10 protein-coding genes and 1 tRNA gene are annotated in these 13,355 nt (G+C 70.5%); 1 reads left to right on the top strand and 10 read right to left on the bottom strand.

The features are described 5' to 3' along the window. Window positions 1-3: 3 nt before the first annotated feature. Window positions 4-1,272, top strand: coding sequence for a serine/threonine-protein kinase (locus tag DEJ51_RS16585; protein WP_150258263.1), 1,269 nt, complete (start codon window positions 4-6; stop codon window positions 1,270-1,272). On the opposite strand, the gene DEJ51_RS16580 is transcribed toward DEJ51_RS16585, so the two are convergent. From DEJ51_RS16580 to dnaN, 10 genes are all read right to left on the bottom strand, one after another. Continuing rightward, window positions 1,259-2,572 (bottom strand): hypothetical protein, encoded by a 1,314-nt coding sequence (locus DEJ51_RS16580; protein ID WP_223835834.1) that lies wholly within the window; start codon window positions 2,570-2,572, stop codon window positions 1,259-1,261. The genes DEJ51_RS16585 and DEJ51_RS16580 overlap by 14 nt on opposite strands. Window positions 2,573-2,691: 119 nt before the next feature. Next, window positions 2,692-2,826, bottom strand: a complete 135-nt coding sequence (locus DEJ51_RS35065) for a DLW-39 family protein (protein ID WP_208809277.1) — start codon at window positions 2,824-2,826, stop codon at window positions 2,692-2,694. Between the two features lie 144 nt (window positions 2,827-2,970). Continuing rightward, window positions 2,971-3,044, bottom strand: a tRNA-Ile gene (locus tag DEJ51_RS16570). A gap of 118 nt (window positions 3,045-3,162) precedes the next feature. Then, a complete protein-coding gene (locus DEJ51_RS16565; RefSeq protein ID WP_223835833.1) occupies window positions 3,163-3,711 on the bottom strand; it encodes a DUF3566 domain-containing protein in 549 nt (182 codons plus the stop codon). A gap of 87 nt (window positions 3,712-3,798) precedes the next feature. Beyond that, window positions 3,799-6,405 carry a DNA gyrase subunit A gene (gene gyrA, locus DEJ51_RS16560; protein ID WP_150258259.1) on the bottom strand — a complete coding sequence of 869 codons (2,607 nt, stop codon included), beginning with the start codon at window positions 6,403-6,405 and terminating at the stop codon, window positions 3,799-3,801. Window positions 6,406-6,448: 43 nt separating this feature from the next. Beyond that, window positions 6,449-8,470, bottom strand: a complete 2,022-nt coding sequence (gene gyrB, locus DEJ51_RS16555) for a DNA topoisomerase (ATP-hydrolyzing) subunit B (protein WP_150258258.1) — start codon at window positions 8,468-8,470, stop codon at window positions 6,449-6,451. Window positions 8,471-8,831: 361 nt separating this feature from the next. Next, window positions 8,832-9,368 (bottom strand): DUF721 domain-containing protein, encoded by a 537-nt coding sequence (locus DEJ51_RS16550; RefSeq protein WP_150258257.1) that lies wholly within the window; start codon window positions 9,366-9,368, stop codon window positions 8,832-8,834. Beyond that, window positions 9,365-10,501, bottom strand: a complete 1,137-nt coding sequence (recF, locus tag DEJ51_RS16545) for a DNA replication/repair protein RecF (protein ID WP_150258256.1) — start codon at window positions 10,499-10,501, stop codon at window positions 9,365-9,367. The genes DEJ51_RS16550 and recF overlap by 4 nt, the downstream gene beginning before the upstream one ends. Before the next feature lie 73 nt (window positions 10,502-10,574). After that, entirely contained in the window at window positions 10,575-11,450 is an 876-nt protein-coding gene (gnd, locus tag DEJ51_RS16540) for a phosphogluconate dehydrogenase (NAD(+)-dependent, decarboxylating) (protein WP_030755353.1), read from the bottom strand. A 244-nt stretch (window positions 11,451-11,694) separates the two neighbouring features. Next, on the bottom strand, window positions 11,695-12,825 hold the full coding sequence (gene dnaN / locus DEJ51_RS16535) for a DNA polymerase III subunit beta (RefSeq protein ID WP_150258255.1): 1,131 nt from the start codon (window positions 12,823-12,825) through the stop codon (window positions 11,695-11,697). Window positions 12,826-13,355 lie beyond the last annotated feature (530 nt).

Here is a 13,355-nt window from a genome sequence, read left to right as displayed (position 1 = left end):
GCGATGGGTGAGGTCTTCGCCGGTCGGTACGAGCTGGTCGATCCGATCGGACGCGGTGGCGCGGGGGCCGTGTGGCGGGCCTGGGACCACCGCCGGCGCCGCTACGTGGCCGCGAAGGTCCTCATGCAGAGCGACGCCCACACGCTCCTGCGGTTCGTGAGGGAGCAGGCGCTGCGGATCGACCATCCGCACGTGCTCGCTCCGGCCAGCTGGGCTGCCGACGACGACAAGGTCCTCTTCACCATGGACCTGGTCGGCGGCGGCTCGCTCGGCCATGTGATCGGGGACTACGGGCCCCTGCCGGCCCGGTTCGTGTGCGGCCTGCTCGACCAGCTCCTTTCGGGGCTCGCGGCGGTGCACGCGGAGGGCGTGGTGCACCGCGACGTCAAACCGGCCAACATCCTGATGGAGGCCACCGGAACCGGGCGGCCGCACCTGCGGCTGTCCGACTTCGGCATCTCCATGCGCAAGGGCGAGCCCCGGCTGACCGAGACCGACCTCGTGGTCGGCACGCCGGGCTATTTCGCCCCCGAGCAACTGCTGGGCGCCGAGCCCGACTTCCCCGCCGACCTGTTCGCCGTGGGACTGGTCGCGCTGTACCTCCTGCAGGGCCGCAGGCCCGATTCCCGGGCTCTGGTGGAGCACTTCCTCGCGCAGGGCACGCCGAGCGCCCCCGAGAGCGTTCCCGCACCGCTCTGGGACGTCGTCGCCGGTCTCCTGCAGCCCGACCCCCGGAACCGCTTCCGGACCGCCACAGGGGCGCGCAAGGCCCTTGCCGGGGCCGTGGAGCTGCTGCCGCCGCCCGCCCCGGACGAGGATCCGGTGGAGGTGTTCGACCAACTCGGCCCGCTGCCGCCCGGATTCGGCCCGCACGGCCCGCTGAGCACGGCGGCCGCACCCCCGCGGGCTCCCGCGGCCCAGCCCCCGGCTCCGGGGCCTTCCGCCTCCCTGACCGTGCCCGCGGAGCCCGCCCGGACCGACCCGCGCGGGACGGCGCCGACGGCTCCGGCCGCACTGACGGCCCCGGCCGCACCGGCGGCCCCGGTTCCGGCCGCTTCCGTCTCCCCCGCCGTCCCGGCCCGGGCGCCCTCGTACGGGCCCTCGGAGACGGGCAGCTTCCACCTGCCGCCGCCGGCCGTCCCGGCTCCCGCCGGGGCGCCGGTCCGGGCGGGCGGCGGGATCGCCCCGCCCCCGGCGAAGGCGGTGGCCTCCCTGCTCGCCGCCGCGCTGCTCTGCTTCGCGGTGGGCGTCTGGGCCCTCACCCAGCTGTAGGACCGCGCCCCCGCCGCCGCCCGAGCAGCGTCCAGCCGCCCAGCACCAGCAGCAGGACCGTCCCGGTGCCGAACCCGGCGCCCGCCACGATCCGCATCGTGGCACGCCGCTCGGCGGCCTCGGCGGCTTCCGGGGCGGTGAGCCCCTCCTCGGCCGCGGCCCGGTCCCCGTCACCCACCCCGAAGCCGCCCGCGGCCGGACTCCCCACGTACGCCGGCCCCTTGGCCGGGGTACCGGTGACGTCCAGGCGCAGGGTCAGCGGCACGGGCGCCGCGTCCTCGGTGAAATCGGCGACCTTCGCGCCCATGGTCACCGCGACGTAGTACCAGCCGGCGACGGAGACGGGCTGCTCGCTCCGGTCGCCCGCGAACCGGTTCTCGTACGCGACGGGCGGCGTCTTCCCCAGGGTGATCCCGGCCTGCTTGCCGTCGTACGAGACGTCCTTGCCGGCGACCAGGCCGCGGTACGGGCTGTACAGGGAGACGGTGAGCCCGCCCGAGGCCGAACCGTAGGTCTTCGTCATCCTCGCGGCGGCCAGCTCCGCGCCGATGCCCAGCTGCTGGCCCCAGTCCAGCGGGACCCGGTAGAAGCGGGTCTGCCCGGGCCGCATCTCGTCGCGCCACACACCGGAGCCCAGGGCGCGGGCGTCGTTGAAGCCGGTGCCGCCGCTGCGGTGCTCCGGCTCGGTGCCGGGCAGCACGGGGGCGCCCGAGGGCCAGGCACCGGGCGCGGCGGTGGGCCCGCCCGCGCCGCGGCCGGGCTCCCGCTGGACCTTGATCTCCAGCGGCCAGGGGCTCTGGTCGTAGCCCTTGGCCGAGGTCCGCGTGACCTTGGCGTAGTACACGCCGGCGGGCGCGCAGTCCTCGTCCTCGGCCCCCCGGCGGACGCCGGCGGCGCCGATCGGGTAAGCGTCGTAGCCGAAGTTCGCCCGGCCGGTGCCCCGCGGGCAGGAGCGCCCGGCGGTCGTCATGATCTCCACGTCGATGCCGTCGCCGCCGGAGACCTTCGCGCCCGCCGCGGGGCGGACCACGGCGGAGACGTAGACGTCGGCCCCGTCCTCGTCGAGGACCAGCCGGTAGAAGCGTTCTCCCGGCCCCAGCGTGTCCTGGTAGACCTTGCCGGCCTCGATCTGCGGGGCGTCGGCCGTGGAGGGCCTGCCCTCGATCGCCTTGGCGCCGTCCGCGGGCCGGTAGGCCGGCAGCGGGCCGGGCGCGGAGCCCTCGGCGTACGCGAGCCCCGGCGCTCCCGCCACCAGGCCCAGGGCCGCCGCCCACGCCGTCACCCGTCCCCGAACCACCACGCCCACCCCGAGTTTGCTCGCGCAAGCCAAATCTTTACATACCGGAAGTTTTCGTCACAGAGCAGCACAAAGCCCCGGCCGCAGCGGCAGCCGGGGCTTCATGAGATCAGCCTTGGGTCTCACACACCGGAACCAGAGGGCACGGAGTCGGTTGCCTCCGTCCACAGGTCCTGCTCGGCGCGGTCCGCCTGGATCTGGCGGTACACGAGGAGCCCGCCGATGGCGGCCAGTGCGACCAGGAGCAGCTTCTTCACCGCGCGACCTCGTCTTTCGTTGACGTAGGGGACTTCTGGCGCCCAACAATACACACCGACCGATACCGATCGGTGACCTGCCGGTCCACCAACTGGCCGCACGACAAAGACCCCCAGGCCTTGGCCTGGGGGTCTTCGACACTGTGGGGCTAACAGGATTTGAACCTGTGGCCTCATCCTTATCAGGGATGCGCTCTAACCAACTGAGCTATAGCCCCATCCGCGCTGCGCGCTGACTCCTGAAGATTAGCGCACAGACCCGGTCAGGCCAAAATCCGTTGCCCGGGGGCGTCTGCGCAGGTCATCCGACCCGTCACGGGCGCCCGGGCGGACGGCCTACTCGTCCTCGGCGAGGGTGAGCTCCACACCGCCGACGAAGCCCGCCGACAGGTTGTAGATGAACGCGCCCAGCGTGGCCAGTGCCGTCGCCAGCACCACGTCGATCACCGCGATGACCGATGTGAAGATCAGAACGCGCGGCAGCGACAGGAACGACTGGAGGTCGAAGCCGTTGCCCTCGTTCGAACCGGTCGCCTCGCTGATCGTGCCGCCGACGGTCGAGAAGACGCCCATCGCGTCCATGACCATCCACAGCACGGCCGCCGCCACGATCGTGCAGATGCCGAGCGCGATCGACAGCAGGAAGCTGACCTTCATGACCGACCACGGGTCGGCCTTGGCCACGCGCAGCCGCGCCTTGCGCGTGCGGGGGGCCGTACGGACCCCCGTGCGCGGCTTGCGCTGCGCGCCCGATCCCTTGCCGCCCTGCGCCGTCGCCGGGCCCGAGGGCGCCGGGTAGGCCTGCGGCGGGTGGTACGGCTGTGCGGGCTGGTCCTGGCCTGCGTCAGCGCCGACCGACGGCTTCGGTCCTCGGGTGTCCGTCACGGTTCCCCCCTGGGAGTCCGCGGCGGGGCCACGGGCACCGTTCGCTCCAGTCTTGGCCGGTCCGGCGCCCGTGGCTCCACTCACGACTTACTCCTCGTGCTCCCCGGCCGAGGGCTGCGTGCCCTCGGCGTCCTCGGTGGCCTGTCCGTCGGCCACCTCGGTGTCGTTCTCGTCGGCCTCGACCTCGTCAGCTTCCTGACCGGCCTCGGCGTTCCGGGCGATGCCGACCACGGCATCGCGCTTGCCCAGGTTGATCAGCTGGACGCCCATGGTGTCACGGCCGGTCTCCCTGACTTCGTTGACGCGCGTACGAATCACACCACCGCCGAGCGTGATGGCGAGAATCTCGTCGCTCTCGTCGACCACGAGCGCCCCGACGAGCGAGCCGCGGTCCTCCACGATCTTGGCGGCCTTGATACCCAGGCCGCCACGGCCCTGGACGCGGTACTCGTCGACCGGCGTCCGCTTGGCGTAGCCGCCGTCGGTCGCGGTGAAGACGAACGTACCCGGCCGCACAACGTTCATCGAGAGCAGTTCGTCACCTTCCCGGAAACTCATGCCCTTCACGCCCGAGGTGGCGCGGCCCATCGGACGCAGCGCGTCGTCGGTGGCCGTGAAGCGGATCGACTGCGCCTTCTTGCTGATCAGCAGCAGGTCGTCCTCGGCGGACACCAGCTCCGCGCCGATCAGCTCGTCGTCGCTGCCGTCCTCGGTCTCCCGGAGGTTGATCGCGATGACACCGCCCGACCGCGGGGAGTCGTAGTCCTTGAGCGCCGTCTTCTTCACCAGGCCGCCCTTGGTGGCCAGGATCAGGTAGGGCGCCGCCTCGTAGTCGCGGATCGCGAGGATCTGGGCGATCTTCTCGTCCGGCTGGAAGGCCAGCAGGTTCGCCACGTGCTGCCCGCGGGCGTCGCGGCCGGCGTCCGGGAGCTCGTACGCCTTGGACCGGTAGACCCGGCCCTTGTTCGTGAAGAACAGCAGCCAGTGGTGCGTGGTGGAGACGAAGAAGTGGTCGACCAGGTCGTCCTGCTTCAGCTTCGTGCCGCGCACGCCCTTGCCGCCGCGCTTCTGCGAGCGGTAGTCCTCGGTCTTGGTGCGCTTGACGTAGCCGCCGTGGGTGATCGTGACGACGATGTCCTCTTCGGCGATCAGGTCCTCGATGGACATGTCACCGTCGAAGGGCACCAGCTTGGAACGCCGGTCGTCGCCGAACTTCTCGACGATGGCGGCCAGTTCCTCGCTGACGATGGAGCGCTGACGCTCCTCCGAGGCCAGGATCGCGTTGTACTCGTTGATCTTGGCCTGGAGCTCGTCGTGCTCGGCGACGATCTTCTGGCGCTCCAGGGCCGCGAGGCGGCGGAGCTGCATCTCCAGGATCGCGTTCGCCTGGATCTCGTCGATCTCCAGGAGGCCCATCAGGCCCTCGCGCGCGATCTCGACCGTGTTGCTGCGCCGGATGAGTGCGATGACCTCGTCGATCGCGTCCAGCGCCTTGAGCAGGCCGCGCAGGATGTGGGCGCGCTCCTCCGCCTTGCGCAGGCGGAACCTCGTGCGCCGGACGATGACCTCGATCTGGTGGGTCACCCAGTGGCGGATGAACGCGTCGATCGACAGCGTGCGCGGCACGCCGTCCACCAGCGCCAGCATGTTCGCGCCGAAGTTGGTCTGCAGCTCGGTGTGCTTGTAGAGGTTGTTCAGCACGACCTTGGCGACGGCGTCGCGCTTCAGCACGATCACCAGGCGCTGCCCGGTGCGCGAGGAGGTCTCGTCGCGGACGTCGGCGATGCCGCCGACCTTGCCGTCCTTGACCAGGTCCGCGATCTTCTGCGCGAGGTTGTCGGGGTTGGTCTGGTACGGGAGCTCCGTGACCACCAGGCACTGGCGGTTCTGGATCTCCTCGACCTCCACCACCGCGCGCATCGTGATGGAGCCGCGACCGGTCCGGTACGCCTCCTCGATGCCCTTGCGGCCCACGACCAGGGCACCGGTCGGGAAGTCCGGGCCCTTGATCCGCTCGATGAGCGCGTCCTGGAGCTCCTCGTGCGAGGCCTCCGGGTTGGCCAGGTACCACTGCGCGCCGTCCGCGACCTCGCGGAGGTTGTGCGGCGGGATGTTGGTGGCCATACCGACGGCGATGCCGGCGCTGCCGTTGATCAGCAGGTTCGGGAAGCGCGCCGGGAGCACGGTGGGCTCCTGGTTGCGGCCGTCGTAGTTGTCCTGGAAGTCGACGGTCTCCTCGTCGATGTCCCGGAGCATCTCCATGGCCAGCGGCATGAGCTTGCACTCGGTGTAGCGCATCGCGGCCGCCGGGTCGTTGCCCGGGGAGCCGAAGTTGCCGTTGGAGTCCACCAGCGGCATGCGCATCGACCACGGCTGGGCCAGGCGGACCAGGGCGTCGTAGATCGAGCTGTCACCGTGCGGGTGGTAGGTGCCCATGACGTCGCCGACGACGCGGGCGCACTTGTAGAAGCCCTTCTCGGGCCGGTAGCCGCCGTCGTACATCGCGTACAGCACGCGGCGGTGCACCGGCTTGAGGCCGTCGCGCACGTCCGGCAGGGCGCGCGAGACGATGACGGACATCGCGTAGTCGAGGTAGGAGCGCTGCATCTCCGTCTCGAGCCCGACGGGCTCGATGCGCAGCACGGGCTGCTCCTCCGCGGGATTCTCTGCGGTGGGGGTGGTTTCGTCGGCCATTGCTGGTCAGAAGTCCTTTCAGGCGGCGGTCAGCGGAGCCGACTCAGATGTCGAGGAAGCGGACGTCCTTGGCGTTGCGCTGGATGAAGGAGCGCCGGGCCTCGACGTCCTCGCCCATCAGCACCGAGAACAGGTCGTCGGCCTGCGCCGCGTCGTCGAGCGTGACCTGGCCGAGCACGCGGTGGTCCACGTCCATGGTGGTGACGCGCAGTTCCTCGGCGTTCATCTCGCCCAGACCCTTGAAGCGCTGGATCGAGTCTTCCTTGATCCGCTTGCCGTTCTGCTTGCCGAGCTCCACCAGCGCGTCCCGCTCGCGGTCCGAGTACGCGTACTCGAAGTCGTCGCGGCCCCACTTGATCTTGTAGAGCGGCGGGCGCGACAGGTACACGTGGCCGGCCTCGACCAGCGGGCGCATGAAGCGGAAGAGGAAGGTCAGCAGCAGGGTGTTGATGTGCTGGCCGTCGACGTCGGCGTCCGCCATCAGGATGATCTTGTGATAGCGGAGCTTCTCGATGTCGAAGTCCTCGTGGACACCGGTACCGAAGGCACTGATCAGCGCCTGGACCTCGGTGTTCTGGAGGATCTTGTCGATACGGGCCTTCTCGACGTTCAGGATCTTGCCGCGGATCGGCAGGATGGCCTGGTACATCGGGTTGCGGCCGGACTTCGCGGAACCGCCGGCGGAGTCACCCTCGACGATGAAGATCTCGCACTTGGTCGGGTCGTTCGACTGGCAGTCGGACAGCTTGCCCGGCAGCGAGGCGCTCTCCAGCAGACCCTTGCGACGGGTCAGGTCACGGGCCTTGCGGGCCGCGACGCGCGCCGTGGCCGCCTGGATCGACTTGCGGATGATGTCCGCGGCCTCGACCGGGTTGCGGTCGAACCAGTCGTTGAGGTGCTCGTGGACGACCTTCTGCACGAAGGTCTTGGCCTCCGTGTTGCCGAGCTTGGTCTTCGTCTGGCCCTCGAACTGGGGCTCGCCCAGCTTGACCGAGATGATCGCCGTCAGGCCCTCGCGGATGTCCTCACCGGCGAGGTTGTCGTCCTTCTCGCGCAGCAGCTTCTTGTCGCGCGCGTAACGGTTCACCAGACCCGTCAGGGCCGCACGGAAGCCCTCCTCGTGCGTACCGCCCTCATGCGTGTGGATCGTGTTCGCGAAGGAGTAGACCCCCTCCGTGTACTGCGAGTTCCACTGCATCGCGATCTCGACCGAGAGCATGCGCTCCTTGTCCTCGGCCTCGACGTCGATGACGGTCGGGTGGATGAGCTCGCCCTTGCGCGAGTTGAGGTACTTCACGAAGTCGACGATGCCGCCCTCGTAGTAGTACTTCACCGTGCGTGCCTGGGGCTCCGCCGCGTCCGCGTCCGGGTCGTCGGCGCCCGCGGTGGCCTTCGCCGACTCGCGCTCGTCGGTCAGCGACAGGGTCAGGCCCTTGTTGAGGAAGGCCATCTCCTGGAAGCGCCGCGAGAGCGTCTCGAAGGAGTACTCGGTGGTCTCGAAGATGTCGCCGTCGGCCCAGAAGGTGACCGAGGTGCCGGTCTCCTGCGTCTCTTCGTTCTTGGCCAGCGGGGCCGTCGGGACACCCAGCTTGTAGTCCTGGGTCCAGCGGTGGCCGTCCGTCTTGACCTCGACCGCGACCTTGGTCGACAGGGCGTTCACGACGGATACGCCGACGCCGTGCAGACCACCGGAGACGGCGTAGCCGCCGCCGCCGAACTTGCCGCCCGCGTGCAGGACGGTCAGGACGACCTCGACGGCCGGCTTCCCCTCGGACGGGACGATGCCGACCGGGATGCCGCGGCCGTTGTCGATCACGCGCACCCCACCGTCGGCGAGGATCGTCACGTCGATGGTGTCCGCGTGCCCGGCCAGCGCCTCGTCGACCGAGTTGTCGACGACCTCGTAGACGAGGTGGTGCAGACCACGCTCGCCCGTCGAGCCGATGTACATACCCGGCCGCTTGCGGACCGCGTCCAGGCCCTCAAGGACCTGGATCGCACTGGCGTCGTAATTCTTCTCGTTGGAGTCGCCGGAATCGGCCACGAAGCGCCCTTTCTGGCACAGCGCAGCCCGTACTCCGGACCAGCAAGTGCGCCGGCGGGAGCGGCCGCGTCGATCTGCGTTGTCTGCGTGATCCCGCGAATGGGCGGGATTTCCTCCAGTCTACCGGTACCACGGACATGAATGGGGGTTTGCCGGTACCTGAGTCCGCATGTGCCGCCCTGAACCGCCACTCTCCGACTCCCCACATCCGGGGAGGGGCTCCAAGAGGCTCACACGGGCACCCAGCCCTTCGGGCTGTCAACCTCCGACTACCGTGAGGGACGCCACCCGGAACAGCACGTTCCACAGGGTCCGGAGTACCTCCCGGACCCCGCTGAGCAGGCACTGCGTATCCGCACCGGCGACCACGCGGGCCCCGGCATCAGCCGTAGGTGTCGCCCGGGCCCTTGCTGCCCGGCGCCCGCCACGGCCCGTAGCCCTTCGGCCGTCCGCCGGGTCCCTGCACCTTGATCAGGCGTACGGTGCCCTGCCCCAGGTCCGCGTTGAGCCGGGCGACCAGCTGCGGGGCCAGCAGCTTCAGCTGCGCCGCCCACGCCGAGGAATCGCACCGCACGACGAGTTCACGGTCCTCGTAGCGTTCCGGTTCACAGTGGGCCGCGATCTCGGGCCCGACGATCTCCGGCCAGCGCTCCATCACGCCCGCCACCGCCATCGGCATCTCCCAGCCGCGTTCGGTACGCAGCCGGTCCAGCGCCGCCATGAGCGGCATCGGGTCCCGGCCGTCCGCACGGGCTCCCGAGCGCAGCCCCGGCTGCTGCTGGCGCTTCTTCCCGACGGCCGCGTTGCCCCGGGCGCGCGCCTGCTCCCGCGCCGCCGCGAGGGCCTGGCGCGCGAGGTCCACCCCGGAGGCCTCCGGGGTCCTGCGGCCCTCCCGCGGGTCCTTGGCGTGCTCGTTCACAGCCGGGTCACCTCGCCGCCGGACACCGCGAACCGCGTTCCCACCAGCACCCCCGGGACGTCGTCGTCGACCGCCGCCGTCACCAGTACCTGCTCACCCGGGGCCACCAGCTCCGCCAGCCGCTCCCGGCGCCGCGCGTCCAGCTCGGCGAACACGTCGTCCAGGATCAGCACCGGCTCGCTGCCCTCGGAGCGCAGCAGCTCGTAGGAGGCCAGCCGCAGCGCCAGCGCGTACGACCACGACTCCCCGTGGCTCGCGTACCCCTTCGCGGGCAGCTCGCCCAGCCGCAGCACCACGTCGTCGCGGTGCGGGCCCACCAGGGTCACGCCGCGCTCGATCTCCTGCTTGCGCACCCCGGCCAGCGCGGCCAGCAGCACCTCGTAGAGGGCCTCGCGGGTGCGCGCCGCGCCGCTGTCCACCTGCTCGCCGGCCGAGGACCTGTACGCCAGGCCCAGCGGGCCGCCGCCGGGCGCGAGCTGCTCGTAGGCCTTGTCCGCCAGCGGCAGCAGGGTCGCGATCAGGTCGAGGCGCTGCGCGAGGAGCTCCGCCCCGGCGCGCGCGAGGTGCTGGTCCCACACGTCGAGGGTGGAGAGGTCCAGGGAGCGGCCGCCGTGCCGACGGGCCATCGCCGCCGACTTCAGCAGGGTGTTGCGCTGCTTGAGCACCCGCTCGTAGTCGGAGCGGACCGCAGCCATCCGGGGCGAGCGGGCCGTGACCAGTTCGTCCAGGAAACGCCGTCGCTCCCCCGGGTCGCCCTTGACCAGGGCCAGGTCCTCCGGTGCGAACAGCACCGTCCGTATGATCCCCAGCACGTCCCGCGGCCTGACCTGCGAGGAACGGTTGATCCGGGCCCGGTTCGCCCGGCCGGGATTGAGCTCCAGCTCCACCAGCTGCTGCCGCTCGCCCTGGGTGACGGCCGCGCGGATGACCGCCCGGTCCGCGCCCATCCGCACGAGCGGGGCGTCCGCGGAGACCCGGTGGCTGCCCAGGGTCGCGAGGTAGCCGATCGCCTCTACGAGGTTGGTCTTGCCCTGGCCGTTGGGGCCCACGAAAGCGGTGACGCCCGGGTCGAGGGGAACCTCGGCCCGGGCGTACGAGCGGAAGTCGGCCAATGAGAGATGCGAAACGTGCATACGGCGCCGACCTCCCCCGGCTTCCAACTGCTCGCTGTGGTGCTGTGCGGCTGGGCCGCCCTGCTGGGACGTGCTACTTCTTCTCGACCGCGTGGCCGCCGAACTGGTTGCGCAGCGCGGCGATCATCTTCATCTGCGGGGAGTCGTCCTGCCGCGAGGCGAAACGGGCGAAGAGCGACGCCGTGATCGCGGGCAGCGGCACGGCGTTGTCGATCGCCGCCTCCACCGTCCAGCGTCCCTCGCCGGAGTCCTGGGCAAAGCCGCGCAGCTGCTCCAGGTGCTCGTCCTCGTCGAGGGCGTTCACGGCCAGGTCCAGCAGCCAGGAGCGGATGACGGTGCCTTCCTGCCAGGAGCGGAAGACCTCGCGGACGTCGGTGACCGAGTCCACCTTCTCCAGGAGCTCCCAGCCCTCGGCGTAGGCCTGCATCATGGCGTACTCGATGCCGTTGTGGACCATCTTGGCGAAGTGGCCCGCGCCGACCTTGCCCGCGTGCACGGCACCGAAGTCACCCTCCGGCTTGAGGGCGTCGAAGACCGGCTGTACGCGGGCCACGTCCTCGGCGGCACCGCCGTACATGAGCGCGTAGCCGTTCTCCAGGCCCCACACGCCGCCGGAGACACCGCAGTCGACGAATCCGATGCCCTTGGCCTTCAGCTCCTCGGCGTGCTTCTCGTCGTCGGTCCAGCGGGAGTTGCCGCCGTCGACCACGATGTCACCGGGCGACAGCAGCTCGGCGAGCTCGTCGACCGTGGACTGCGTGGCCGCACCGGCCGGGACCATGACCCACACGACGCGGGGGGCCTGCAGGCTGTCCACAAGCTCCTGCAGGCTGTGGACATCCGCGAGGTCCGGGTTGCGGTCGTATCCGATGACGGTGTGGCCGGCGCGGCGGATGCGCTCGCGCATGTTGCCGCCCATCTTGCCGAGACCGACGAGACCAAGCTCCATCAGGTGGTTCCTTAAGCGTTGTGGCCGTCTTTGCCGGGGCTTCCCCGGCCGTGTCCTCGCCGGACGCGCAGGGGGTCGCCCACCGGATCCGAGCCTACGCCGGGCCGTGGCGGCGGGCCCTGCGGGCGCTCCATGGCGGCCGGTCCGGGTTTGCCGGTTTTCCCGGCGTCCTCCCCAGCCTGTGGACGACGGCGGGCCCGGTCCGCTGCGTGCGAAACCGGGCCCGCCGTCGACAGGTGGAACGTCAGCCGGACAGCCGGACCGGCATGATCAGGTACTTGTAGGCCTCGTCGGCCTCCGCGTCGACCGCCGGGCGGCCGCTGAGCAGCGCGGGCTTGGTCGAGGTGGTGAAGCTGAGCTGGGCCACCGGGGACGCGATCGCGCTCAGGCCGTCCAGCAGGAAGGTCGGGTTGAAGGCGATCGAGATGTCGTCACCGTCGAGCTGCGCGTCGACCCTTTCCACAGCCTGTGCGTCGTCGGAGGAACCGGCCTCCAGGATCAGCACGCCCTGCTCGAAGCTCAGGCGGACCGGGGTGTTGCGCTCGGCCACCAGGGCCACGCGCTTGACGGCCTCGACGAAGGGCGCGGTCTCGATCACGGCGACGGAGTTGAACTCCGTCGGGAAGAGCGTCCGGTACTTGGGCAGGTCGCCTTCGAGCAGCCGGGTGGTGGTGCGGCGGCCGGCGCCCTCGAAACCGATCAGGCCCTCGCCCGCACCGGAGCCGGACAGCGCCAGGGTGACGGTGTCACCGCTGGTCAGCGAGTTGGCGATCTCCTGGAGCGTCTTGGCGGGCACCAGGGCCACGGCGGACGCGTCCGGGTTCTCCGGCTTCCACAGGAACTCGCGGACCGCGAAGCGGTAGCGGTCGGTGGAGGCCAGGGTGACGCGGTCGCCCTCGATCTCGATGCGCACACCGGTCAGCACCGGCAGCGTGTCGTCGCGGCCGGCGGCGGTGGCCACCTGCTTGGCGGCGGAGGCGAAGACCTCGCCGGCGACGGTGCCGGTCGCGGTCGGCATCTGCGGCAGCGCCGGGTACTCCTCCACAGGCAGGGTGTGGAGGGTGAAGCGCGAGGAGCCGCAGACCACGGTCGCCCGTACACCGTCTGTGGAAATCTCCACCGGGCGGTTGGGGAGGGCGCGGCAGATGTCCGCCAGCAGCCGGCCGGAGACCAGGACGGTGCCGTCCTCCTCGACGTCCGCCTCGACGGACACCCGGGCCGAGACCTCGTAGTCGAAGCCGGAGAGGCTCAGGGTGCCCTCCTCGGCCTTCAGCAGCAGCCCCGCGAGAACGGGCACCGGCGGCCGGGCCGGGAGGCTACGGGCGGCCCAAGCCACCGCCTCCGCGAGTACGTCGCGCTCCACCCGGATCTTCACCGGAACCGCCTCCTGCTGTTGCTCGCTCGTCTGCCGGCCTTCGTCGTCGGCTCGTCGATGCCTCGACCGATGCCGGGGACCAGTCTGACGTACGGCGCCGACACTCGGTGCGGCTGGCGGTCAAGTCGGGAGCGAGGCGTGGGGGCGGGCGATCGACGAGTTGTGCACAGGACCCGCTTGAAAACCGAAACCGGCCTAACTCTCTATGGGGGTAGTAGTAGGGCCTGTGGAAACGGTGGATAAGCCCGTTCTCGCAGGTCAACCCTGGTTTTTTATCCACCGACCCTGTGGGTGACACCGGTGGACAACCCCCTGTACCTGTGGAGAACGAAAAGTTCTGCACAGGCTGTCCCCAGGTGACCCCGATTACTCCACAGGTGTGTCCCCAGCTTTCCCCCGGTACTCCACAAGCCAAACGTCTACATCCGTGTGACGGCTTTCACTCCGGGCGGTGAGAGGGGGTGGTGTGTTGCCGAACAGTGGACAAGGGTGTGGAGAAGACCGCGCATCCTGTGCACAGGACGTGGAAA

Source organism: Streptomyces venezuelae, from assembly GCF_008642275.1.
Taxonomy (GTDB): Bacteria; Actinomycetota; Actinomycetes; order Streptomycetales; family Streptomycetaceae; genus Streptomyces; species Streptomyces venezuelae_E.
This window is presented reverse-complemented; position numbering and strand designations above follow the sequence as displayed.